The 21,708-nt window shown below is 65.4% G+C and carries 21 protein-coding genes; 10 read left to right on the top strand and 11 right to left on the bottom strand.

What is annotated here, in order from left to right:
- Positions 1 to 47: 47 nt before the first annotated feature.
- From QMZ05_RS20160 to rpsU, 3 genes are all read right to left on the bottom strand, one after another.
- Positions 48 to 1,034 carry an ABC transporter substrate-binding protein gene (locus QMZ05_RS20160; RefSeq protein WP_353702328.1) on the bottom strand — a complete coding sequence of 329 codons (987 nt, stop codon included), beginning with the start codon at positions 1,032 to 1,034 and terminating at the stop codon, positions 48 to 50.
- Between the two features lie 624 nt (positions 1,035 to 1,658).
- Positions 1,659 to 2,315 carry a tetratricopeptide repeat protein gene (locus QMZ05_RS20155; protein WP_353702327.1) on the bottom strand — a complete coding sequence of 219 codons (657 nt, stop codon included), beginning with the start codon at positions 2,313 to 2,315 and terminating at the stop codon, positions 1,659 to 1,661.
- A 113-nt stretch (positions 2,316 to 2,428) separates the two neighbouring features.
- Positions 2,429 to 2,725 carry a 30S ribosomal protein S21 gene (gene rpsU / locus QMZ05_RS20150; RefSeq protein ID WP_021078544.1) on the bottom strand — a complete coding sequence of 99 codons (297 nt, stop codon included), beginning with the start codon at positions 2,723 to 2,725 and terminating at the stop codon, positions 2,429 to 2,431.
- 264 nt (positions 2,726 to 2,989) lie between these two features.
- Between rpsU and aqpZ the strand changes: the two genes are divergently transcribed.
- Positions 2,990 to 3,712 (top strand): aquaporin Z, encoded by a 723-nt coding sequence (aqpZ, locus tag QMZ05_RS20145; RefSeq protein ID WP_353702326.1) that lies wholly within the window; start codon positions 2,990 to 2,992, stop codon positions 3,710 to 3,712.
- A 78-nt stretch (positions 3,713 to 3,790) separates the two neighbouring features.
- Here aqpZ and QMZ05_RS20140 read toward each other — a convergent pair whose 3' ends face one another.
- Together QMZ05_RS20140 and purE are read right to left on the bottom strand one after the other, a co-directional pair.
- Positions 3,791 to 4,900, bottom strand: coding sequence for a 5-(carboxyamino)imidazole ribonucleotide synthase (locus tag QMZ05_RS20140; protein ID WP_353702325.1), 1,110 nt, complete (start codon positions 4,898 to 4,900; stop codon positions 3,791 to 3,793).
- On the bottom strand, positions 4,897 to 5,385 hold the full coding sequence (purE, locus tag QMZ05_RS20135; RefSeq protein ID WP_353702324.1) for a 5-(carboxyamino)imidazole ribonucleotide mutase: 489 nt from the start codon (positions 5,383 to 5,385) through the stop codon (positions 4,897 to 4,899). Before purE ends, QMZ05_RS20140 begins: the two co-directional genes overlap by 4 nt.
- A gap of 145 nt (positions 5,386 to 5,530) precedes the next feature.
- On the opposite strand from purE, the gene QMZ05_RS20130 reads away from it, so the two are divergent.
- The gene (locus QMZ05_RS20130; RefSeq protein WP_353702323.1) at positions 5,531 to 6,283 is read left to right on the top strand and encodes a GGDEF domain-containing protein; all 753 of its coding nucleotides are present in this window, start codon (positions 5,531 to 5,533) and stop codon (positions 6,281 to 6,283) included.
- Positions 6,284 to 6,488: 205 nt separating this feature from the next.
- Here the strand turns inward: QMZ05_RS20130 and QMZ05_RS20125 are convergent, their stop codons facing one another.
- The 4 genes from QMZ05_RS20125 to QMZ05_RS20110 all read right to left on the bottom strand — a co-directional run bounded on the left by QMZ05_RS20125 (position 6,489) and on the right by QMZ05_RS20110 (position 7,526).
- On the bottom strand, positions 6,489 to 6,740 hold the full coding sequence (locus tag QMZ05_RS20125) for a hypothetical protein (RefSeq protein ID WP_050422668.1): 252 nt from the start codon (positions 6,738 to 6,740) through the stop codon (positions 6,489 to 6,491).
- A gap of 41 nt (positions 6,741 to 6,781) precedes the next feature.
- Positions 6,782 to 6,991: a hypothetical protein gene (locus QMZ05_RS20120; protein ID WP_050422667.1), complete on the bottom strand. Its 210-nt coding sequence runs from the start codon at positions 6,989 to 6,991 to the stop codon at positions 6,782 to 6,784.
- A gap of 178 nt (positions 6,992 to 7,169) precedes the next feature.
- The gene (locus QMZ05_RS20115; protein WP_024583705.1) at positions 7,170 to 7,376 is read right to left on the bottom strand and encodes a DUF465 domain-containing protein; all 207 of its coding nucleotides are present in this window, start codon (positions 7,374 to 7,376) and stop codon (positions 7,170 to 7,172) included.
- A gap of 9 nt (positions 7,377 to 7,385) precedes the next feature.
- Entirely contained in the window at positions 7,386 to 7,526 is a 141-nt protein-coding gene (locus QMZ05_RS20110) for a hypothetical protein (protein WP_353702322.1), read from the bottom strand.
- A gap of 90 nt (positions 7,527 to 7,616) precedes the next feature.
- Here QMZ05_RS20110 and QMZ05_RS20105 point away from each other — a divergent pair, with 90 nt between their 5' ends.
- Positions 7,617 to 7,802, top strand: a complete 186-nt coding sequence (locus QMZ05_RS20105) for a DUF465 domain-containing protein (protein WP_050422666.1) — start codon at positions 7,617 to 7,619, stop codon at positions 7,800 to 7,802.
- Positions 7,803 to 7,895: 93 nt separating this feature from the next.
- Here the strand turns inward: QMZ05_RS20105 and QMZ05_RS20100 are convergent, their stop codons facing one another.
- Positions 7,896 to 8,999, bottom strand: coding sequence for an NAD(P)/FAD-dependent oxidoreductase (locus QMZ05_RS20100; RefSeq protein ID WP_353702321.1), 1,104 nt, complete (start codon positions 8,997 to 8,999; stop codon positions 7,896 to 7,898).
- A 258-nt stretch (positions 9,000 to 9,257) separates the two neighbouring features.
- On the opposite strand from QMZ05_RS20100, the gene QMZ05_RS20095 reads away from it, so the two are divergent.
- From QMZ05_RS20095 to QMZ05_RS20085, 3 genes are all read left to right on the top strand, one after another.
- Positions 9,258 to 11,945 carry an EAL domain-containing protein gene (locus QMZ05_RS20095; RefSeq protein WP_353702320.1) on the top strand — a complete coding sequence of 896 codons (2,688 nt, stop codon included), beginning with the start codon at positions 9,258 to 9,260 and terminating at the stop codon, positions 11,943 to 11,945.
- Positions 11,946 to 12,262: 317 nt separating this feature from the next.
- On the top strand, positions 12,263 to 13,840 hold the full coding sequence (locus QMZ05_RS20090; protein ID WP_353702319.1) for an ABC-F family ATP-binding cassette domain-containing protein: 1,578 nt from the start codon (positions 12,263 to 12,265) through the stop codon (positions 13,838 to 13,840).
- A 64-nt stretch (positions 13,841 to 13,904) separates the two neighbouring features.
- Complete coding sequence (locus QMZ05_RS20085; RefSeq protein ID WP_353702318.1) at positions 13,905 to 15,371, top strand: glycerol-3-phosphate dehydrogenase; 1,467 nt, start codon at positions 13,905 to 13,907, stop codon at positions 15,369 to 15,371.
- 6 nt (positions 15,372 to 15,377) lie between these two features.
- Here the strand turns inward: QMZ05_RS20085 and QMZ05_RS20080 are convergent, their stop codons facing one another.
- Positions 15,378 to 16,607, bottom strand: coding sequence for a tetratricopeptide repeat protein (locus QMZ05_RS20080; protein ID WP_353702352.1), 1,230 nt, complete (start codon positions 16,605 to 16,607; stop codon positions 15,378 to 15,380).
- Positions 16,608 to 16,951: 344 nt separating this feature from the next.
- Between QMZ05_RS20080 and QMZ05_RS20075 the strand changes: the two genes are divergently transcribed.
- The 4 genes from QMZ05_RS20075 to QMZ05_RS20060 all read left to right on the top strand — a co-directional run bounded on the left by QMZ05_RS20075 (position 16,952) and on the right by QMZ05_RS20060 (position 21,467).
- Entirely contained in the window at positions 16,952 to 18,343 is a 1,392-nt protein-coding gene (locus QMZ05_RS20075) for a serine hydrolase (protein ID WP_353702317.1), read from the top strand.
- A gap of 297 nt (positions 18,344 to 18,640) precedes the next feature.
- On the top strand, positions 18,641 to 19,741 hold the full coding sequence (locus QMZ05_RS20070) for an ABC transporter ATP-binding protein (RefSeq protein ID WP_353702351.1): 1,101 nt from the start codon (positions 18,641 to 18,643) through the stop codon (positions 19,739 to 19,741).
- Positions 19,738 to 20,652 (top strand): ABC transporter permease subunit, encoded by a 915-nt coding sequence (locus tag QMZ05_RS20065; RefSeq protein WP_353702316.1) that lies wholly within the window; start codon positions 19,738 to 19,740, stop codon positions 20,650 to 20,652. Before QMZ05_RS20070 ends, QMZ05_RS20065 begins: the two co-directional genes overlap by 4 nt.
- Entirely contained in the window at positions 20,652 to 21,467 is an 816-nt protein-coding gene (locus QMZ05_RS20060) for an ABC transporter permease subunit (RefSeq protein WP_353702315.1), read from the top strand. The genes QMZ05_RS20065 and QMZ05_RS20060 overlap by 1 nt, the downstream gene beginning before the upstream one ends.
- Positions 21,468 to 21,708 lie beyond the last annotated feature (241 nt).

Below are 21,708 nucleotides of genomic sequence, written 5' to 3'. Positions count from 1 at the left end.
CTCCCGGCGTCGAAATCGCATTTGACGGATCGACGGTCAGCGGCTCGCTACTCGATCACATTCGATCCTTTGATCGTATCTGGACTGAGGCTTATGCCGAGCTCTTTCGCTGTCCTGAGATTGAACACGATATCGTATCGGCTGTACCGTTCGATCTTGAGATCGCGCGGATTTACCCCCTTCAGGATCAGATCGACGAAGCCAGCCGAGCGCTCGGCGCAGCCCGGAACATCGGGATTGACCTGCAACAATGCGCCCGCTTCGGCGGCCAACGCCTCGCTCATCGCCAGTGGAATCCTATGCTTGAGAGACAGGTCTGCCAGAAGCTTGCGCTGGAAGAAAAAGAAAGGCCCCTGCAAACTAGTGACGGCATCGGCGCCATCCCGCTTGGCGGCGAGGATTGCGGGCTCCAGCTCGTCGGCCTTGCTGATGTCGAACGTCACGAGCTCGATGTTTGCCTTCAAGGACGCAGCTCGCATCGCCTTGAGCAATTCGTCGTTGCCCGGATAAGGATTGACGAGAACCGCCATGGTTTTCGCCACCGGCACCGCCTTTCGTAATATCTCAACCCGGGCGGCCGCGGCTTCATCGGCGATCAAGTTCATGCCGGTCACATTGGTGTCCGGGCGGTCCCAACTTCTGATAAGGCCCATCGAAACAAAGTCGCCGCCCGCGGTCGCACTCACGATCGGCACCGTGTTCGTAACCTTTGCCGCCGCGACCAGCGCTTCTCCGGCCACGGCAACGATCACTTTCACGTTCTGCTCAATCAAATCTCTTGCAATGAATGGCAATTGGTCGAGCTTGCCCTCGGCGTAGCGATATTCGAGGGCCACGGCCTTTCCATCTTCATAGCCGCGCGCGGCCATACCGGCGACGACCGCGCTGACTGATGGGATCGGACCTTTGGGTCCTGGATGTACGAGGCCGACCTTCGGCAGGTCAGCCGCCAACGGTCGTCCTGCCGAAATCAGGATCGACGCGGATGCCGCCGCGGTCGCAAGCAAGATTTGTCGCCGGTCTAAATCGCGCATGATCGCGCCTCCGGACAATTGCCTTCCCGGCTGGGCACCATCGGACAACGGCAAGAATTTACCGCACGAACATACACCAAGTCCCGGCCGCTTGAAGGCCCTCCATGGGGGCGGCGGCGTAGGTTCATGGATCGATAGACGCGAAGGCCGTGCCTTTTGCGACGCGGGAGTCCGCAATTGGCCCGAGGCCGACATGCAGCTACGTCGGCGTAACGTCAGCTTCGGGGACAAGAGCGGACGCGACGAATTTACGAGTACGCGCCCTAAGCGGATGAGTGAGCTTCGGTTGAATCTGCTTGGCGCGGTCCTGGTTCACCTCTCCGCGCGACTCGGGTCCACCCGAGTTGCGCTCTTTCTGTTTGCCGAAGTCGGATAAATCCGACTTCGGGTGGGGAGGGGGCGGATTGCGCCTGGCGATGCGAAGCATCGTCCAGTGCAATCCCGGTGAGGGCTTTTGCTCTCTCGATGGACCGTCACCCCTCACCCGATTTGCTGCGCAAATCGACCTCTCCCAAGGGAGAGGTGAACTTTCGACGCCGCGCCAGCTCAATCCAATCTCATCTTTAGCCCTTTGTTTGAGCATGATCTTTTCGGAAAACCGCTTCACACTTTTCCGGATCATGCTCAGCCGCCGGTGCGCGCCAGCCCGCTGCGCGCGCTGCCGTCATTCGGCCGCAGCGCGAGCACGCGATTGTAGGACGCCGCCGCCTTGGCCTTGTCGCCGAGCCGTTCATAGGCCTGGCCCCGGGCGCTCCACGCCGCAACGTTGTTGGGATCGGCCTGCACGGCCTCGTCGAGGTCGGTGGCGGCCTGCTTGGCCTTGTCGAGCGCGAGGTAGCTGGTGGCGCGGCCGACCAGCGGCTCGGCCTTCTGCGGCGACAGCCCGCTGGCCGCCGTGAAATCGTCGATCGCCTGCTGATGTTGCCCGCGGCCCTGATAGATCAGGCCACGGCCGTACAGCGCCTGGATGTTGTAGGGGTCGGAGGTCAGCGCTTGCTCGAACTCCGCCTGTGCCTCGTCGACCTTGCCGGAATGCGCCAGCACCTGGCCGCGCGTGGCGTGATCCTTGGCGCTGTTGACGTCCTGTGGCGTGATGGTGTCGGCAGCCGGCTTGTCGGCAGTGGCGGCCGGTTTCGGCTTGTCGTCCGAGCCCCATGAACCGAGGTCGAAGGAGCAGCCCGCAAGCGGCAGGCCGAGAGCCACTGCGATGATGAGGTGCGCCGCGCGCCCGCGGCGCGGTGGTGCCGGAAAGAGCGGGCGGGGTGCCGGAGCATCCGTCATGCAAAATGCTCTTGCCGGTAATCTTGCATGGGTGCCCCGGAACGCGGCTTGCTTCAAAACGACAACGCGGGCCCGAGGCCCGCGCTGTTAGACTTCCAGATCGGCAAAACGGTTCAGCGGGGGCCGCGACCAGCGCCAGCACCACCGGGACGGCCGCCGCGGTCGCCACCGGGACCAGCGCCGAACACCGGCTTGGGCTTCATCGGCAGCAGGCCTTCACGCTGCAGCTTCTTGCGCGCCAGCTTGCGAGCGCGGCGCACGGCTTCGGCCTTTTCGCGAGCCTTCTTCTCAGAGGGCTTTTCGTAGTGACCGCGGAGCTTCATCTCGCGGAAAATGCCCTCGCGCTGCATCTTCTTCTTCAGCGCCTTCAGGGCTTGGTCGACATTGTTATCGCGGACGAGAACCTGCACGCGGCATCCTCTTTTGAATTGATCGGTTCGGAATTCTGGCGAGGTGAAGGGGCGGCAAAAGGCCTGCCTCTTAACCCTAGGCGCGCGCATGTATCAGACAAACGCGCAGATGTCCACCGGTCGAGTGACTTTCGGGCCTAGTAAAGCCACGAAATGGGGCGAAAATGCCATCGTGCGGCCCTGATTTGGGTGATTTGGCGCCCGGTTGAGGGCCGCTCCCGGCGTTTTGGATGACCCGGGCATTGGAAATAGGGGAGATGGCACATGGATATGAAGAAATATGCGGCCGAGCTGATCGGTACGTTCTGGCTCACATTCGCCGGCTGCGGCAGCGCGGTCATCGCGGCGGGCTTTCCGCAGGTCGGGATCGGCCTGGTCGGCGTGTCATTGGCCTTCGGGCTGAGCGTGGTGACCATGGCGTACGCGATCGGGCATATCTCGGGCTGCCACCTCAATCCGGCGGTGACGGTCGGGCTTGCTGCGGGTGGACGTTTCCCCGGCGGCCAGGTGCTGCCCTACATCATCGCGCAGGTCGTGGGCGCAATCGTTGCGGCCTGGCTGCTCTATGTGATCGCCAGCGGCGCGCCCGGCTTCGATGTCAGCAAGGGCTTCGCCTCCAACGGCTATGACGCGCATTCACCGGGCCAGTACAGCATGGTGGTGTGCTTCATCATGGAGGTGGTGATGACCATGATGTTCCTGTTCATCATCATGGGATCGACGCACGGCAAGGCACCCGCCGGCTTCGCGCCGCTCGCCATCGGCCTCGCGCTGGTGATGATCCATCTCGTCAGCATTCCCGTCACCAACACCTCGGTGAACCCGGCGCGCAGCACCGGGCCGGCGCTGTTCGTCGGAGGCTGGGCGCTGGCGCAGCTCTGGATGTTCTGGGTCGCGCCCTTGATCGGCGGTGCGCTCGGCGGCGTGATCTATCGCTGGCTCAGCGACGAGCCGACCGGCGTCGTCGCCGGCGTCAAGACTGCGTGATGTGCGAATGGGATCGTGCTCGCCACGATCCCGACGGCGCCAGGGCGCGATGAAGATCTCATCGCGCTCCAGCGGAATTCATGGCTTTCGGGGCGGCGTCACTTCGGTGACGTGCCCCATCTTGCGCCCGGGGCGCGGCGTGCCCTTGCCGTACAGATGCACGGTGGCACCGGGAACGGTGAGCCACTGCTCGTAGCCCAGGATGTCGTCGCCGATCAGGTTGGTCATGGTGACCACGTCGCCATGGCGCACCGGCTTGCCCAGCGGCCAGCCGGCGATGGCGCGGATGTGCTGCTCGAACTGCGAGATCGAGGCGCCGTCGAGCGTCCAGTGGCCGGAATTGTGCACGCGGGGTGCGATCTCGTTGACCAGCACCGTCGCCGCCTTGCCGTTGCCGGGGACCACGAACAATTCCACCGCGAGCACGCCGACATAGTCGAGTGCAGTGGCGATCTTCTCGGCGATCGCGCGTGCCTGCGCGGCAAGCGCCTCGGGAATCGCGGCCGGCGCGCGGGAGATCTTCAGCATGTGGTCGCGATGCTCGTTCTCGGTGACGTCGAAGCATTCGACCTCGCCGGAGGCGGAGCGCGCCGCGATCACCGAGATCTCGCGCTCGAACGGCACGAAGGCCTCGAGGATGGCCGACTTGGTGCCGAGATCCTCCCAGACCTGCTCGATGTCGTCGCCCGGGCGGATGATGGCCTGGCCCTTGCCGTCATAGCCGAAGCGGCGGGTCTTGATGACAGCAGGCAAGCCGATCCGTTCGATCGCCGCGCGCAGCGTCGCGACCGAGGAGACGTCGGCATAATCGGCGGTGCCGATGCCGAGCTTGCTGATGAAATCCTTCTCGATCAGCCGGTCCTGCGTGGTCTCGAGGATCTTGTACGCGGGCAGCACCGGGCGGCGCGCGGCGAGCACCATCGCGGTCGCGGCCGGGACGTTCTCGAATTCATAGGTGACGACGTCGACGTCGTTGGCGAACAGTTCGAGCGCCTCGACGTCGGCATATTCCGCGCAGGTTGCCTTCTGCACGACGTCGAAGGCGGGCGAATCCGGATCCGGCGAAAACACCTCGCAGCGCAGCCCGAGGCGCGCCGCGGCCATCGCCAGCATCCGGCCCAATTGTCCGCCGCCGAGGATTCCAATGGTGTCGCCCGGCTTCAGCTTCACTCCGTTCGAAGCCGTCACGCCGCGCCCTCCGGATGGTCCTTGACCGCATCGGTCTGCTGCTTGCGCCAGGCCGCAAGGCGGGCCGACAGAGCAGGATCGTTGAGCGCGAGCACGCTCGCCGCAAGCAGCGCGGCATTGATCGCGCCGGGCTTGCCGATCGCCAGGGTTCCGACCGGGATGCCGGCCGGCATCTGCACGATCGAGTACAGCGAATCGACGCCGGACAGCGCCTTCGACTCGACGGGAACCCCGAACACCGGAAGCTCCGTCAGCGCGGCAGTCATGCCCGGCAGATGGGCGGCACCGCCGGCGCCGGCAATGATCACCTTGTGCCCGGCAGTCTTGGCGCCCTTGGCAAAGGCGTAGAGCCGATCCGGGGTGCGGTGCGCCGAAACGATGCGCGTTTCGCAGGCAACACCCAGCGCAGCCAGGGTCTCGGCGGCATGGCGCATGGTTTCCCAGTCGGACTGGCTTCCCATGATGATGGCGATCGGAGCGGTCATCTCTTCAATTCTGTGCAGGAATCCAAAAGCATAGGCCGATTATAGGGACGGCCCGGTTCTCATCCAAGGCGTGGCAAGGGAGTTAGAATGGACTATCCTGTCTTGGTGAATCCCGGCAAGCCTTCATAAGCAGGCCTCAACAAGGATGCGCATGAAGAAGAAGACGACGGCGGCCGCCTCTGGGGCCGCAAAACAACGGAAAGGCGCGTCCGCCGCGCGTAAACCGGGGCCGGGCGGGACTGGAATCAAGGGTGGTGGAACCAAAGCGACTGGAACCAAAGCGGCTGAAACCGGAGCTTCCATGCGAGGCGCGGTCGCGTCCGGCGACAAATCCACCATCCGCCGGTTGCGGGCGCAACTGGCGCGGGCCCAGGCCCGGATCGAGGAACTGCAGGCCTCGGCCGAGACCGACTTCCTGCTCGGCATCCAGAACCGGCGCGGCTTCGAGCGCGAGCTCGTCCGTTCGCTCTCCTTCATCAAGCGCTATCAGGCCTCCGGCGCGCTGATCGTGCTCGACGTCGATCGCCTCAAGCCGATCAACGATGCCTTCGGGCATGCGGCCGGCGACGAGGTGCTGAAGAAGATCGTTGCCGCGATATCGGACCAGGTGCGCGCCTCGGACGTGGTCGGCCGTCTCGGTGGCGACGAGTTCGCGGTGCTGCTGTGGAATCTCAGCGAGACCGATGCGCGCGCCAAGGCGGCTGCGCTGGAAGATGCGATCGACCGCCTGACTTTCGTGTTCCGTGACAGCCGCGTCTCCGCGGGCGCCTCCGCAGGCGTTGCGATCCTCACCGCGCATTCGGATATCGATCGCGTTCTCGATGAGGCCGATCGCGCGATGTATGTGCGCAAGGCGCAGCGGCGCCATGAATCCCAGGAGAATCCCAGAGCAGGATGAGTTTTGGTTGAATCGGCTTGGCGCGGTCTCAATTCACCTCTCCCCGTTGGGGAGAGGTGAATTGCGAAGCAATCCGGGTGAGGGCTCTTGCGCTCTCGATAGACCGTGACCCCCCACCCGATTTGCTACGCAAATCGACCTCTCCCAAGGGAGAGGTGAACTTTCGAGGCCGTTCCAGCTCAACCTGATCCCATCTCCCTAGCGGTTACAGTGCGCTGAGATCTTCCGGCACATTGCCGTAGGCGCGCAGCAGCTTGGCATCGCCGAATTCGCCGATCGCGGGATCGCCGGTGCGGCTGAACGCGACCGCACCGATGCTGCCGGGCATCCGCGACATCGTCTCCGCCCGGCGCAGCGCGATCGCCGAGCTCTGGCATTCCTCTGCGCTGCCGGCGACCGGCGTGCCGTCGTCGTCCTGCATGAAGGGCAGTGCCACGTAATAGGTCACGTCCGCCATTGCTGTGCTCCGTGAAGGTCAGGTCAAGGTCAGGACAAGGATCAGGCAGCGTCGCTCGCCGCATGGCTTCGCGCCGGCACGCAGCCGGCCGTGATCGCGGCCTGCAATTCCTCAAGCTCGGCTTCCAGATATTCGTTGGCCATGATCAGCGCCTTGATGGTGCTGCGCAGGTTGCCGTCGCACATCGCGATCGCCTGGTCGCAGGCCTTCTCGTAGTGGCTGTGCTCGGGCAGGGACGGCGGTGCGGACATGGCGAAACTCCCTCTGATGGCTGGCGGCTGGATCGGCATGTTCTTATTTTGTTCTTTTGGAGTCAAGCGGCGAAAACCGCGCACGCGTCCGTTGCCGCGAACGTGAAGCGCTGTGGATGACGGGGAAAACCCACGGGCCGACCTGAACCGGCGGGGCCGCCGAACCCAGCGGCGCGCGTCAGGCGATGATGTCGGGCGTGATCTGATCTTCGATGAAGGCGATGCGGTCGCGCAATTGCAGCTTCCGCTTCTTCAAGCGCTGCAGCATCAGGAGATCCGGCGCTGGCGACTGATGCAGCGCGTCGATCGCGGCATCGAGGTCGCGGTGCTCTTGTTGCAGACGCGCAAGCTCGGCGAGGAGTTCGCGCTCATCCTGATCGTTCATGGTTGTGTATTAACTGGTAAGCACGATGAGGTTGTTGCGGCCGAAGCGGCCGCTTACCGGAATATCCTCCCTGCGCGCGCGCCGCGCAAGCCGGACCGGTTCCACAATCACGATTGGTTGCAGATAAACCGAAATGAGTGCGTGCGGCATTTCGCGTCCCCTATCGACAGTACCGCCCACTTGTGTACACTCAGGAGTCCGGATCGAACCTGAGGTTTAACGCACCGAGGAGAGTTCGCAATGGCGATACAGGCCCATCTCGTTGAGCTGGAGCGTAAACACAAAATACTTGAGAACGAACTGCACGAAGCGCTCGTTCACCCCTCTGTAGACGACCTGCATATCTGCGAGCTGAAGCGCCGCAAGCTGATGGTCAAGGATCAAATCGAGCGGTTGAGACTTTCCGCCGACGACACGGTCCACTAAATCGGTCCCCCTGTAAATTCGCAAATAATCTAGCCTTTCACCGAGGGATGAGCGCCAAAGCGCGCGTCCCCCGGGAGGCCATGCTGCATTTGCTCAGAGCTGCGCCAGCGCGCCGACATGGTCGGCGACCGCGAGCGACGATGTCAGCCCTGGTGACTCGATCCCGAACAGGTTGATCAGGCCGGCGACGCCGTGATCGGCCGGGCCCTGGATCAGGAAATCCTGGGTTGCCACCGCCGGCGGCACGATCTTGGGCCGGATTCCCGAATAGCTCGGCATCAGCGCGCCATCCGGCAGGGTCGGCCAGTATTTCCGGATCGCCGGATAGAACCGCTCGGCCCGGGCTGGATCGACCGCATAATCGATGTGATCGATCCACTCGACGTCGGGGCCGAACCTTGCCTGTCCGGCCATGTCGAGCGTCAGGTGCACGCCGAGCCCGCCGGGCTCCGGCACCGGATAGATCAGGTGCGAAAACGGCGCTTTGGCGCTGCAGCTGAAGTAGTTGCCCTTGGCCAAATAGGCGGTTGGAATCAACGCGATCGGCATGCCCTCGACGCTGCGCGCGACCGCCGTCGCGCCGAGGCCGGCGGCATTGACCAAGAGATCGCAGGCGAGCGTCATGGGCGCTGCGCCGCCGGCCTCGATCTCGAACCCGTTGGCCGTCGCCCTGGCGTGGAGCAGCGGCGTATGGAAGGCGAACGCCGCCCCGGCCGCCTCGGCGTCGCCGCGCAGCGCCAGCATGTAGGCATGGCTGTCGATGATCCCGGTCGAGGGCGACAGCAGCGCCGCGTCGCAGTTCAGCGCCGGCTCCAGCGCGCGCGCCGCCTCGCCGGACAACAGTTGCATGTCGTCGACGCCGTTGGCCGCGGCATGCGAGCGGATCGACTGCAGTTTCTCGGTCTCCGCGGGTGTGGTGGCAACGATCAGCTTGCCGCAATTCTTGTGCGGGATGCCGTGCTCGGCGCAGTAGCGGTAGAGCGCCTGCTTGCCGCTGACGCACATCCGCGCCATCAGGCTGCCGGCCTTGTAGTAGATCCCGGCATGGATCACCTCGCTGTTTCGCGACGAGGTCACCGTGCCGATCGCCTCAGCCTCCTCGATCACAATTACTTCGCGGCCGGCCTGTGCCAGCCGGCGCGCCACGGCGAGGCCGATCACCCCCGCACCGACGATCACGCAATCAACCCTGTCCATCACGTCCTTCAGGTCCGAATATTTCCCCGCAGCCACGCCCTGGCCATGGCCGCCAACATCGTTCAGCCGATCCGCTCGTTCTGGGCAAGTGGTTGGGCCATCTCAAATTGTCGGGGAGCCATGCCGCGTTAGTGGAGCATTAATCATGTCAGGGCAATTGCCGTAAATTAACTCGCATTGTCCAGTTGCATCCGTACGCGTTTACCCGATCCAAACCGCCGGAGCCGGACACTCGCCCCGGAAATCCGCGGGTGATCGATGGCTGGCAGGAAGTGGCAGGCGGGCGGGAAGAATTCGATTCCGGCAAGGGCCGTCCTTTGCCTGATCGCCGCCGTCGTGCCGTTCGGTGCAGCCCAGGCCGCCTCCGCCGCCTTCGCGCCCTCGAGCTATCTCGGTGACCTCGATCCCGGCGTGGTCTGGGAACTCCTGATCGGCAGCGTGGTGGTTGCCTCCTTCCTCGGCGCGGTCGGGCTCTGGGTGCTCTCCGCCCTGCGCAGGGCCAAGCGCGCGCAATTGCGGCGCAACGCCTTCGTGTCGTCGGCCCTCAACCATCTGAACCAGGGCGTGGTGATGACCGATGCGCAGGAGCGCATCGTGTTCTGCAACGACCGCTATCTCGAAATCTACGGCCTGTCGCGCGCCGACATCCGGCGCCGCATGACCGGCACCGAACTGCTTGAACTGCGCCGCAGCCGCGGCGTGCTCGACGTCAGCGTCGACGATTTCTTTGCCAGGGCCGCAGAGCCCGAGGGGCTGGTCACCGAACTGCCCGGCGGCAAGTCGGTGCTGGTGAAATATTTTCCGCTGCCGAACGGCGGCTCGGTCGCGACCCATCTCGATTGCACCGAGCAGCGCAAGCTATCGCGCAAGCTGGCCTCGACCACGCAGTTCCTCGAATCCGTGCTCGACAACGTCCCGGTCTGCGTCGCGGCCAAGAACATCGAGGACGGCCGCTATATCTTCGCCAACCGCGCGTTCGAGCGCTTCTCGCGCTTCTCCCGCGATCACATCGTCGGCAAGCGCGCCGACGAGATCTTCCGTCCGGAGACCGCGCTCAGCATCGACACGGCCGACCGCGCGGCGCTGGACGCGCCGGAAGGCTATCACCGCAGCGAGTTCTTCGTCGAACGCGGTGCCGAGAAGCGCATCCTGGCGTCGAACCGGGTGATCGCCCGCAACGAGGCCGGTGCGCCGGAGTTCCTGATCGCGCTGTTCGAGGACGTCACCGACCGCCGCTCGCTGTCGCGCGAGCTCGAGAACAACAAGAAATTCCTCGAGCTCGTGGTCGACAACATCCCGGTCTCGCTGATCGTGCAGCGGGTCAGCGACGGCCGCTACCTGCTGGCCAACCGCAGCGCCGAGACGATCCTCAACCGCCGCCGCGAGGACGCCGCCGGCCTGACCGCGTCCGACATCTTCAACGCGCGCGAAGCCAAGCTAATCATCGCCCGCGACGAGGCCGCGATCAGGAAGCGCAGCATGATCGCCGAGGAGCATCCGATCTCGACCAAGGACGGTCTGCGGCTGTTCCTGACCCGCCGCATGACTGTGCTCGACGACCATGGCGAGCCGCAATATCTGATCAAGACCCATGAGGACGTCACCGACCGGCGCCAGACCGAGTCGCGCATGGCGCACATGGCCTATCATGACGGCCTGACCGATCTGCCGAACCGCGCCGCCTTCCTGCAGGCGCTGACCCAGATGATCGAGGCCTGCGACGGCACCGACGAGGAGTTCGCCGTGCTCTGCGTCGACCTCGACGGGCTGAAGGAGATCAACGACGTCTACGGCCATGCGATGGGCGACAAGGTGCTGATCGAGGTCGCGCAGCGTTTGCAGACCGTGGCGCGTGGCGGCGTGGTGGCGCGGCTGTCCGGCGACGAATTCGGCCTCATCATCGACGGCAAGCAGCCGGTCGCCGGCATTGCGCTGGCGGAGCAGGCCGCCGAGGCGTTGGGTGAGGATTTCCTGATCGACGGCAAGTCGGTGCGCACCGGCCTCACCACCGGCATCGCGGTATTCCCCGCCAATGGATCCGATGCGGCCTCGCTGCTGGCCAATTCGGGCGCGGCGCTGTTCCGCGCCAAGGCGAAGTCGCGCGGCACGATCTCGATCTTCGAGCCCGAGATGGACCAGCAGATCCGCGATCGCCGCGTGCTGCACCAGGAATTGTCGGTCGCGATCAAGAACGGCGAATTGTCGCTCTACTACCAGCCGCAGGCGGCTGCGGGGCCGAGCGTTGCGGGCAGCCAGATCATCGGTTTCGAGGCGCTGGCGCGCTGGCACCATCCGGTGCGCGGCTTCGTGCCGCCCAGCGACTTCATTCCGCTCGCGGAAGAAAGCGGCCTGATCGTCGAGATGGGCGAATGGATCCTGCGCGAGGCCTGCCGCGAGGCGGCCTCCTGGGCGGTGCCGATGCAGGTCGCCGTCAACCTGTCGCCGGCGCAATTCACCCATGGCGACCTCGTCGGCCTCGTCCATTCGATCCTGCTCGAGACCGGGCTGACGCCCGACCGCCTCGAGCTCGAAATCACCGAGGGCGTGCTGATCGAGGATTTCGACCGCGGCCTGTCGCTGCTGCGGCGGCTGAAGGCGCTCGGCGTGCGCATCTCGATGGATGATTTCGGCAGCGGCTATTCCTCGCTGAGCTATCTGCAGGCGTTTCCGTTCGACAAGATCAAGATCGACCGCGCCTTCGTCATCAACCTCGGCCGCAATCCGCAATCGGCCGCGATCGTGCGCGCGGTGATCGATCTCGGCCATGGCCTCGAAATGTCGATCGTCGCCGAAGGCGTCGAGACCGAGGCGCAACTCGGCTTCCTCGCCGAAGAGGGCTGCGATGCGGTGCAGGGCTATCTGATCGGCCGGCCGGCCCCGATCGGTCAATTTGCCGCGCTGGTCGGCGGCGACCACCTGGCGGAAACCGTGCGTCGAGCCGGGTAAACTGGCCTGAACCGTCAGGGCGGCTCGGCCGGCTGCGCTTGCCATCCCTTGCACGTCCGGTTACCGTCGAAGCACCACATCATTTCGGCCGAGAAAGGAGGGCTGCGTCGTGGCGCGATTCAACGATCCCCACCTCAAGCGTGGCCCCGTCAACGCCCTGCAAATGCGTTTGCAGGGCTGACCGGAAACTCGCCTAAAATCTCTTCCTGGTCTGCCCTTCGTGGCCGTGCGGCGTCGAACGCTTGAGCGTTCGTGCCTGCACTCAAATCCCTCGCCGCGCTTCGACACGCACATCCGATGGCTGGATGCCCAAGGGCATGCTGGCATGCCCTTGGGATGTCGTGATCGCCGGCAACACCAGAGAATTGATCGTGTCCCTCATCAATGTACGCAATCTCGGCGTGACGCTGAACGCGCCGCTGTTTTCCGAACTGAATTTCGTCGTCAATGCCGGCGACCGGATTGGCCTCGTGGCCGCCAATGGCCGCGGCAAATCCACGCTGCTCCGCTGTATCGCCGGCGCGATGGAGGCCAATGAAGGCGACATCACCCGCGCGCGTGGCCTGACCGTCGGCCATGTCGAGCAGGATGCGCCAATGAGCCTGCTGGACACGGCGTTTCATGCCGCCGTCCTCGACGCGCTGCCCGGCGAGCAACGCGCAAGCGAGGGCTGGCGGGTCGACGTCGCCCTGCAATCGCTCGAGGTCCCCGAGGAACTGTGGGCGCGGCCGCTCAAGCAGCTGAGCGGCGGCTGGCTGCGGCTTGCGCTGCTCGCCCGCGTGCTGGTGACCGAGCCGGACGTGTTGCTGCTCGACGAGCCGACCAACCATCTCGACCTCGCCAAGATCGCCCGGCTCGAGGCCTGGCTGAATGCGCTGCCGTGCGAGATGCCGGTGGTGATCGCAAGCCACGATCGCGCCTTCCTCGACGCGACCACCAACCGGACGCTGTTCCTGCGCCCGGAGCGGTCGCAGCTGTTCGCGTTGCCCTACACCGCAGCGCGGGCGGCGGTCGACGAATTCGATGCCTCGGACGAGCGGCGCTATCAGCGCGACATGAAGACCGTCCGTCAGCTGCGGCAGCAGGCCGCCAAGCTCAACAACCTCGGCATCAATTCCGGCAGCGACCTCCTGCTGTCGAAGACCAAGCAATTGAAGCAGCACGCCGAGAAACTGGAGGAGACGGCGAAGCCGGCGCACATGGAACGCTCGGCCGGCACGATCCGACTCGCCAACCGCGACACCCATGCCAAGGTCCTGATCAGGCTGAACAACGCCGAGATCGCCACCCCTGACGGCCGGCCGTTGTTCAGGACCGGCCAGCAGTTCATCTGCAAGGGCGACCGGATCGCGCTGCTCGGGCCGAACGGCGTCGGCAAGACCCGGTTCGTCGCGGCGCTGCGGCTGGCGATCGAGACCCCCGAGGCGGCAGCCGCCGAGATCCGGGCCACCGAGTCGCTGGTTACAGGCTATTGCGACCAGGCGCTGGCCGATCTCAGGGATGGCGATACGCCGATGCGCATGCTGACGCGCCGCTTCGAGGTCGGCGATCAGCGTGCCCGCGGCCTGCTCGCCGGCGCCGGCCTCTCGATCGAGATGCAGGGCCGTCCGATCGGGCGGCTGTCGGGCGGGCAGAAGGCCCGTCTCGGCATGCTGGTGCTGCGGCTCACCCAGCCGAACGTCTATCTGCTCGACGAGCCGACCAACCACCTCGACATCGAGGGCCAGGAGGCGCTGGAGGAGGAACTGATGGAGCAGCAGGCCAGCTGCCTGTTGGTGTCGCACGACCGCCAGTTCGTGCGGACGGTGGCCAACCGGTTCTGGGTGATCGAAGGCAAGAAGCTGATCGAGGTCGATGGGCCCGAAGGCTTCTTCGCCGCCGTTGGCGCAGGCTGACGCCTGACGCATTTTTTCTGCGAGCACGTATTTCGTTCGCATTGAAATGCGATAGGCGTCGTGCATGGCGGACTATGACGTCGCGATCATCGGCGGTGGCCTGAACGGCACGAGCGTGGCTCGCGACGCGGCCGGCCGCGGCCTGCGCGTGATCCTGCTGGAGCAGGGCGATCTCGGCTCCGGCGCGTCGCAGGCCTCGCCGCGGCTGGTCCACGGCGACCTCGGCGGTCTGGAACGGCGCGAGTTCTTCCGCGTCCGCAGGGCGCTCAGGGAACGCGACGTCTGGCTGCGCATCGCACCGCATCTGGTGCGGCCGATGCGCTTCGCGATTCCGGCGCATGCCGACGAACGGCCGCCGTGGCAATTGCGGTCGTTGCTGCTGCTCTATGAGCATCTCGCCTCGCGCAGCGGCCTGCCGCGCGCGACGACCCTCGACGTCACCCACCATCCGGTCGGCAATGCGCTGAAACGGCCATTCGGAACCGCATTCGAATATTCCGACTGCATCGTCGACGATTCCCGGCTCGTCGTGCTCACCGCCGTCGATGCCGCGGCGCGCGGCGCCGAGATCCGCACCGGTGCGCGCGTGACCCGGGCCGAGCGCGGCGACACCTGGCGGCTGGTTGCGATCGACCGCGGCTACCGGCGGGTGATCACGGCGCGATCGCTGGTCAATGCGTCAGGCGCCTGGACCGCCTCCGTCGCCGACACCGTGTTGCGGGTGCCGGCGCCGCAGCTCGCGACCGTGCAGATCAGCCAGATCGTGGTGCGCCGCCTGTTCGATTGCGACAACGTCTATGCGTTCCAGAACCCCGACGGACAATTGATCTTCGCCAGCCCCTATGAGCGCGACTTCACCCTGATCGGTAGCGTCAGTCATGCCTTCAAGGGCGATCCCGCCATTGTCGCAATGGGCGTCCGCGAGGTGGCCTATCTCTGCGACGCGGCCAATCGCTATTTTCGCGAGCAGATCGCGCCAGTCGATGTGCTGCGGACGATCTCCGGCGCCAATTCCGTGATCGCCCCCGCGCGCCGGCGCATGAGCGATGGCACAGCGTCGATCGATTACAGGCGCGGCAGGGCGCCGTTGCTCACGATCTTCGGTGGCGACGTCACCACCGCGCGGCGCCGCGCCGAACGGGCGGTGTCGGAGTTCACGCGGTTCTATCCGATGACGCCGCGCTGGACCGCGACCGCACCGCTGCCGGGCGGCGAATTCGCCTGGCAGCGCTTCGAAACCGAGGTCGACATCGCGCGCGACCGCTGGCGCTTCCTCAGCGACGCCCAGGCGCGGCGGCTGGTGGCCGCCTACGGGCTGAACGTCAGGGATGTCCTGGGAGATGCCAAAGAGAAGGCCGATCTCGGCCCCGCCTTCGGTCCCGAATTGACCGGCGCGGAGGTGCGCTACCTCATGCGCCAGGAATGGGCGCGGTTTCCCGACGACGTGCTGTGGAGGCGCTCGAAGCTCGGGCTGACCATGCCGCAAGCCGACCGCGATGCGCTCGCGGCGTTCATGGCGAAGGCGGATTGAGCCCCGCTACTGCCTCGCTGCCTCCTGCGACCAGGCAAGGTCGCGCTTGGATGGACGGCGATGCAGCCGGTCCGCGATCAGGCTCGTTGCCTGCCGGCCCTGACCGGCGCGCAGGCACGCCACGATGAAGGTGTCCTCCCACAATTCGCGCTGGGCATGGCTGCCGCCGATCCGCACCAGCTCGGGCATCAGCGGCGCCAGGATGCGTACGGCGTTGTCATGGTCGCCGGCCGCGAAGGCGGCGATGCCGCGGCCGAGCCCGATCGCGGCAGGGCCGGGCGCCAGTTTGCCGTCGGCGTCGCGCGCCGCCATCTCGGCAAGCCGCGCCTCGAGCGCATCGTTGTTCGTCGTGGCTGCGACCAGCGCGTGGTGCACGTCGGCGAAATGCGCACCGGCCTTCGGGAAGTAGCCGTCGCCATAGGCGGCAACATCCTTCCAGTGCGCCTCGAGACCTGTCTTGCCGGCGACCGACAGCCGCCACAGCAGCGAGGCGGTGTCGGTGTAGATATTCAGTGGCGGGTAGGGACGGCCTGCCGGCTTGATATGCTGCTCGTAAATGGCGAGCGCGCTGTCGGCGTCGCCTTCCTCGATCGCGATCAAGGCGAGGTGCCAGGCGAGATGGCCCTGCAGGAAGCTGGTGCGATCATTCGCCGGCAGCCACGCGGAGAGGAAGCTGCGGCCTTCCGCCGCGTCGCCCTGCTCGAACAGCGCATGCGCCAGCGCGTGCGCGGCGCCGCCATTCTCGGGCTTCAGCGCGTAGCCGCGCTCGGTGATGGCGCGGCCCGAGATGGGGTCGCCGGCCTCGGTCTTCGACCAGCCGAGATAGGTGAGAAACCACCAGTCGTCGCCATAGTCGCTGGCGTAGCGTTCGGAGATCGCGAGCCGCGCCGCGTCATGGTCGGACCGGCCGGAGAAGGCGTAGAGGCCGAAAGCGCCGAGCAGCAGTGAGAGTATCTGCGCATCGCGCGGGTATTCGCTGAGATGCTGTTCGGCCGCCGCCATCGCCTTCTTGCCCTGGCCCTCGATCACGGATGCGATGATCTCGATGTGCTGGCGCTCGCGCGGGGTCGCGGCCGCCGCGAGCTGCCGCGCATCGCCGGCCTTGGCGCGGGCCGCGGCCCCTTCCATGTTGAGCTGATGGACGCGGGCGCGGCCGAGATGGGCCAGCGCGAAATCCGGGTCCTCGGCGATCGCCGCGTCGAATGCGGCATCGGCCCCGAGTTGCGCCGCCAACATGCGATCGACGCCGTCGACATAATATGCGGCGGCGCGGTCCGATGTGGTGGTCAGCGGCAGGCCGTAGCGGTCGCAAATCATCGGTTGTCCTCCCGAGTTTCGCCGCGAAGTCTAGGGCATGTCCTTATAAAGGCAACGAGCCCTTCGGGGCTTACGTCCGCTTAGCCCTCGACAGCAACGCAAGAGTGGACATCGCCGGAAGTCCGAGTTGGGCCAATAAGAGACGTCCCTATGAGAACGCGTTGGCGGGAATCCAAATAAAATACTTCAACAGGCGTTCTGCCAAGCTTCCGTTAATGAGTATTGTGCTGCGATCGGGTGACGCTCGCAGCGCGTGGGATCCAATGCATATTCGCCAGATTGTTTTCGCCGTCGTGCTGCTCGGCGCTTTGGTTCGGTTCGGGCCTGCCAGAGCTGGAGATGGCTTCCCAGCAGCAGAGTGGGAGCGCGTCACCCCTGCAGAATTGGGCTGGTCAGAGACCGAATTGGCCCAAGCGCGATCCTTTTCGGATCAGATTCGCTCGAGCGCGGTTGTGATCGTTCAGCACGGAAAGGTGGTGGCCGAGTGGGGCAACACGACGAAGCCAATGGAGCTCGCTTCAATCCGCAAGAGCCTGCTCAATGCCCTGATCGGCATCGCGGTGTCGGATCACTTGATCAACCTTGACAGCACGCTTGGCGAACTCGGCATCGACGATAATCCGCCTGGCTTGACCGCGATCGAGAAGGGCGCGACGGTGCGCGAACTCCTCGAAGCGCGTTCCGGGGTCTACCACGCGGCGCTCTATGAGACGCCGGACATGGCCAGGATGAGACCGCCGCGCGGCAGCCATCCGCCCGGCACCTTCTGGTATTACAACAATTGGGACTTCAACGCGCTGGGCACGATCTACGAACACGCAACTGGCACCGGCGTCTTCGCGGCGCTCGACCAAAAGATCGCAAAGCCAATCGGTATGCAGGACTACCGGCAAGAGGATGGCAGCTACGTCCGCGGCGAAGCGTCTATCCACCCCGCCTATCCGATCCGCATGAGCGCACGGGACCTGGCGCGTTTTGCACTTCTCTATCTGCACAAAGGCAATTGGGCCGGACACCAGATCGTGCCGCGGGAGTGGGTGGAAGAGAGCACGCGTGTCTATTCGAGCGCGGCGTTCGGGCCGGGCTATGGCTATCTCTGGTGGACCGGTTTTTTGGGCGGTGCCGTTGCGCCTACGGTGACTTTGCCCGAGGGCAGCTTTTGGGCCGAAGGTGCCGGTGGCCAATACGCCTTGGTCGTGCCCGCACTCGACCTCGTCGTGGTGCATCGTGTCGACCAAGACACGCCCCTCACCGAACCTTCCATGCGTAGTATCGGCAGGCTGTTCTGGCTGATCCTGAAGGCCGAGGGCTATGATCCGGGGCCCGATGCCTCGCTCACGGCAGCGGTCGGCGAACGACCGATAGGTGAGACCCTGGCCGCAAAATTCCAGGGCAAGACGATCAGCTTCGGCCCCAAGCTCAGGGATGGTCCGTTCACAATGCGATTCGAGCCCGACGGGCGAATGACCTATCCGCACTGGAAAGAGTCCCTTGGACCTGCAGCCGGGACATGGACGGTCGCGGAGGATAAGCTCTGTATCCTGAACTCGGGTGCCAGTCGTCGCTGCTACATTCCGGTGCTGAACGGTGAACGGATTGAGTTGTTCGACCAGCTCGGCGTCATGCAAATCGACGGGGTGGCGTTGCCTCAGTGATCTGCATGCAGCAATCGGCTCGCGACGCCGTTCAGGGTCAAAAGCGATAAGGCTCAGACTGAGCAAGCGTCTTCCGGTTGGTATCTCAAAGCCGACGCAACGGGTTGATGAGTGCACGCCCTCGCGGACGCCGACAATATTGCGGGAGATGTCCGTGAGGCGGTTGAGCCGGTGGCGATCCGCCGCTAGCTTGCCGCCAGGATTGGACCTTGCGGGGAATCGGGGCTGCTTGACGTGACATCGGGCGAAGCGAGTGCGGAGGCGGCAAGGCCGTTGCCTGAACCGGCCGTCCCGGACATGCCGCTGCTGCGGATCGAGGGCGTCGCCAAGTCGTTCGGGAATTTCCGCGCGGTCGACAAGCTCTCGCTCGATATCCGCGCCGGCGAGTTCTTCGCGCTGCTCGGCCCGAGCGGCTGCGGCAAGACCACGCTGCTCCGCATGCTCGCGGGCTTCGAGACGCCGGACGAGGGCCGTATCCTGCTCGGCGGCAACGACATCGCCCAGGTGCTGCCGCACGAGCGGCCCGTCAACATGATGTTCCAGAACTACGCGCTGTTCCCGCATCTGTCGGTGCGCGACAACATCGCCTTCGGGCTGAAGCGCGCCGGCATGGCGCGCAAGGATATCGCGACCCGCGTCGCGGAGATGGTGGCGCTCGTCAAGCTCGAGGGGCTCGAGAAGCGCAAGCCCGACCAGCTCTCCGGCGGACAGCGGCAGCGCGTGGCGCTGGCGCGCTCGCTGGTGCGCCGGCCGCAGGTGCTGCTGCTCGACGAGCCGCTCGCCGCGCTCGACAAGAAGCTGCGCGAGAGCACGCAAGGCGAGCTGATGGAGTTGCAGCGCCGGCTCGGCATGACCTTCATCATCGTCACGCATGATCAGGAGGAGGCGATGACGATGGCCGGCCGGATCGGCGTGATGGATGCCGGCCGGCTGGTTCAGGTCGCCACCCCGCGCAATCTCTACGAGGCGCCGGCCTCGCGCTGGATCGCCGAGTTCGTCGGCGACATCAACCTGTTCAACGGCCAGGTCGCCGCCCGCGACCATGGCCGCCTGACGGTCGCGACGACGGAAGCGGGCACACTTGCGGTCAGCGAGCTGTGGCCGCCGGTGACCAAGGAGGTCGTCAGCGTCGCGATCCGGCCCGAGAAGGTGAAGCTGTCGCGCCGCGCGCCGGCAACGGATGCGGGCGCATCGCAGCCGATCAACCGGCTGGAAGGCGTCGTCATCGACGTCAACTATCTCGGCGGCATCACCAGCTATCGGGTGAAGCTTGAGACCGGCGCGGTGGTGCGCTCGTCGATGGCCAACACCGCGCGGCTCGATGTCGACGCCTATCTCGCCGGCCAGCGCGTGGTGGCGTGGTTCACCGCCGACGATTGCCTGGTGCTGGAGCAATGAGCGCGCGCCGCATCTTCGCCCGGCCGGCGCGGCTCGCCGCGATCGCGCCCTATCTCTGGATGGTGCTGTTCTTCCTGGTGCCGTTCGGCTTCGTGCTGAAGATCAGCCTGTCGCAGACCGCGATCGCACAGCCGCCCTATACGCCGGTGTTCGATTTCTCCGAGGGCCGCGCGGCGCTGGCGGCTGCGTTTGCGCAATTGTCGTTCGACAATTTCCGCCTTCTGATCTCAGACAATCTCTACATCCTGTCCTATCTGCGCAGCCTCGTCGTCGCGGTGACCTCGACCTTGATCCTGCTGCTGATCGGCTATCCCATCGCCTATGGCATGGCGCGGCTGCCGCAGCGCTGGCAGGCCGTGGCGATGATGCTGGTCATCGTGCCGTTCTGGACCTCGTTCCTGATCCGCATCTATGCCTGGATCAACATCCTGCAGCATGACGGCCTGCTCAACCAGGTTCTCCTCACGCTGCACATTGTCTCTGCGCCGGTGGTCTGGCTGTCGACCGACAGCGCGATGTATCTCGGCATCGTCTATTCCTATCTGCCGTTCATGATCCTGCCGCTCTATGCGACGCTGTCGAAGATGGATGCGTCGCTCTTGGAAGCGGCGGGCGATCTCGGCGCCTCGCCGCGGCAGGCGTTCTGGCTGGTGACGTTTCCGCTGTCGCTGCCGGGCGTCGGCGCCGGTGCGCTGCTCTGCTTCATCCCGATCGTCGGCGAGTTCGTGATCCCCGACCTGCTCGCCGGCTCCAACTCGCTGATGATCGGGCAGGCGCTGTGGCTCGAATTCTTCACCAACAAGGACTGGCCGGTGGCGTCGGCGGCCGCGGTCGCGCTGTTGCTCCTGCTGGTGCCGCCGCTCGTGCTGTATGATCGCCTGCAACGGCGTCAACTGGAGGCGGGCCGCTGATGGCGCGCGCCGCGACCAGACTGACGCGCTTCAACATGACCTCGCTGGCGCTCGGGCTGGCGTTCCTCTATCTGCCGATCGTCATCCTCGTGATCTATTCGTTCAACGCCTCGCGGCTGGTGACGGTGTGGGGCGGCTGGTCGCTGCGCTGGTATCACGAGTTCTTCAATGACCGCGCCATGCTGGAGGCGGCGTGGATGAGCCTGTCGGTCGCCGCGGTGTCGGCGACCTTGGCGACATTGCTGGGCACGCTGGCGGCGGTCGGGCTGGCGCGGGGCGAGCGGTTCCGCGGGCGGGCGCTGTTCTCCGGCATGCTGTATTCGCCGCTGGTCATGCCCGAGGTGATCTCCGGCCTGTCGCTGCTCTTGCTGTTCGTGGCGCTGAATGCCGAGCGCGGTTTCTGGACGGTGACGATCGCCCACACCACGCTGACGATGTGCTTCGTCACCGTCGTGGTGCAGTCGCGCCTCTCCGCGCTCGACCGCAGCCTGGAGGAGGCCGCGATGGACCTCGGCTGCGATCCGGTGCGCGCGTTCCTGCTGGTGACGCTGCCGCTGATCGTGCCGGCGATCGTCGCGGGCTGGATGCTGGCCTTCACGCTGTCGCTCGACGACGTCGTGATCGCGAGCTTCACCACCGGTCCCGGCTCGGCGACGCTGCCGATCCGGATCTATTCGGAAGTGCGGCTCGGCGTGAAGCCCGAGATCAACGCGATCTGCACGCTGGTGATCGCGCTGATCGCCGTGATCATCGTGATCGCCTCGTTCGCCTCGAAACTGTCAAGCGCACGCGGCGAGAGCTCAGCTCCGTTGTAGATTCTTGTCTTGACGCATTTTTCCTTGCGCGAAACATCTCCGTGTAAGGGGAGCCACCGGCGGAAGGGCTCCCTCCCCCCTTGCGGGGGAGGGTTGGGGAGAGGGGTGCCGCACGGCGCACTCTCTCCGTTCAGCGCTTCAACGAGCGCGATCGAGATTGCGAGACCGACGCTCGCGTCAATCATCTCAGCCGGGGTCACCCCTCTCCCCACCCTCCCCCGCAAGGGGGGAGGGTGGGGAG

It is taken from the genome of Bradyrhizobium sp. INPA03-11B (genome assembly GCF_040446015.1).
Classification (GTDB): Bacteria; Pseudomonadota; Alphaproteobacteria; order Rhizobiales; family Xanthobacteraceae; genus Bradyrhizobium; species Bradyrhizobium macuxiense_A.
This window is presented reverse-complemented; position numbering and strand designations above follow the sequence as displayed.

Bases quoted from the DNA above. Each gene is read 5' to 3' on its own strand.
- QMZ05_RS20160 (WP_353702328.1), bottom strand. From the start codon at position 1,034: ATGCGCGATTTAGACCGGCGACAAATCTTGCTTGCGACCGCGGCGGCA.
- QMZ05_RS20155 (WP_353702327.1), bottom strand. From the start codon at position 2,315: ATGACGGATGCTCCGGCACCCCGCCCGCTCTTTCCGGCACCACCGCGC.
- aqpZ (WP_353702326.1), top strand. From the start codon at position 2,990: ATGGATATGAAGAAATATGCGGCCGAGCTGATCGGTACGTTCTGGCTC.
- purE (WP_353702324.1), bottom strand. From the start codon at position 5,385: ATGACCGCTCCGATCGCCATCATCATGGGAAGCCAGTCCGACTGGGAA.
- QMZ05_RS20130 (WP_353702323.1), top strand. From the start codon at position 5,531: ATGCGCATGAAGAAGAAGACGACGGCGGCCGCCTCTGGGGCCGCAAAA.
- QMZ05_RS20125 (WP_050422668.1), bottom strand. From the start codon at position 6,740: ATGGCGGACGTGACCTATTACGTGGCACTGCCCTTCATGCAGGACGAC.
- QMZ05_RS20120 (WP_050422667.1), bottom strand. From the start codon at position 6,991: ATGTCCGCACCGCCGTCCCTGCCCGAGCACAGCCACTACGAGAAGGCC.
- QMZ05_RS20115 (WP_024583705.1), bottom strand. From the start codon at position 7,376: ATGAACGATCAGGATGAGCGCGAACTCCTCGCCGAGCTTGCGCGTCTG.
- QMZ05_RS20110 (WP_353702322.1), bottom strand. From the start codon at position 7,526: ATGCCGCACGCACTCATTTCGGTTTATCTGCAACCAATCGTGATTGTG.
- QMZ05_RS20105 (WP_050422666.1), top strand. From the start codon at position 7,617: ATGGCGATACAGGCCCATCTCGTTGAGCTGGAGCGTAAACACAAAATA.
- QMZ05_RS20100 (WP_353702321.1), bottom strand. From the start codon at position 8,999: ATGGACAGGGTTGATTGCGTGATCGTCGGTGCGGGGGTGATCGGCCTC.
- QMZ05_RS20095 (WP_353702320.1), top strand. From the start codon at position 9,258: ATGGCTGGCAGGAAGTGGCAGGCGGGCGGGAAGAATTCGATTCCGGCA.
- QMZ05_RS20090 (WP_353702319.1), top strand. From the start codon at position 12,263: ATGCTGGCATGCCCTTGGGATGTCGTGATCGCCGGCAACACCAGAGAA.
- QMZ05_RS20085 (WP_353702318.1), top strand. From the start codon at position 13,905: ATGGCGGACTATGACGTCGCGATCATCGGCGGTGGCCTGAACGGCACG.
- QMZ05_RS20080 (WP_353702352.1), bottom strand. From the start codon at position 16,607: ATGTTGGCGGCGCAACTCGGGGCCGATGCCGCATTCGACGCGGCGATC.
- QMZ05_RS20075 (WP_353702317.1), top strand. From the start codon at position 16,952: ATGCATATTCGCCAGATTGTTTTCGCCGTCGTGCTGCTCGGCGCTTTG.
- QMZ05_RS20070 (WP_353702351.1), top strand. From the start codon at position 18,641: ATGCCGCTGCTGCGGATCGAGGGCGTCGCCAAGTCGTTCGGGAATTTC.
- QMZ05_RS20065 (WP_353702316.1), top strand. From the start codon at position 19,738: ATGAGCGCGCGCCGCATCTTCGCCCGGCCGGCGCGGCTCGCCGCGATC.
- QMZ05_RS20060 (WP_353702315.1), top strand. From the start codon at position 20,652: ATGGCGCGCGCCGCGACCAGACTGACGCGCTTCAACATGACCTCGCTG.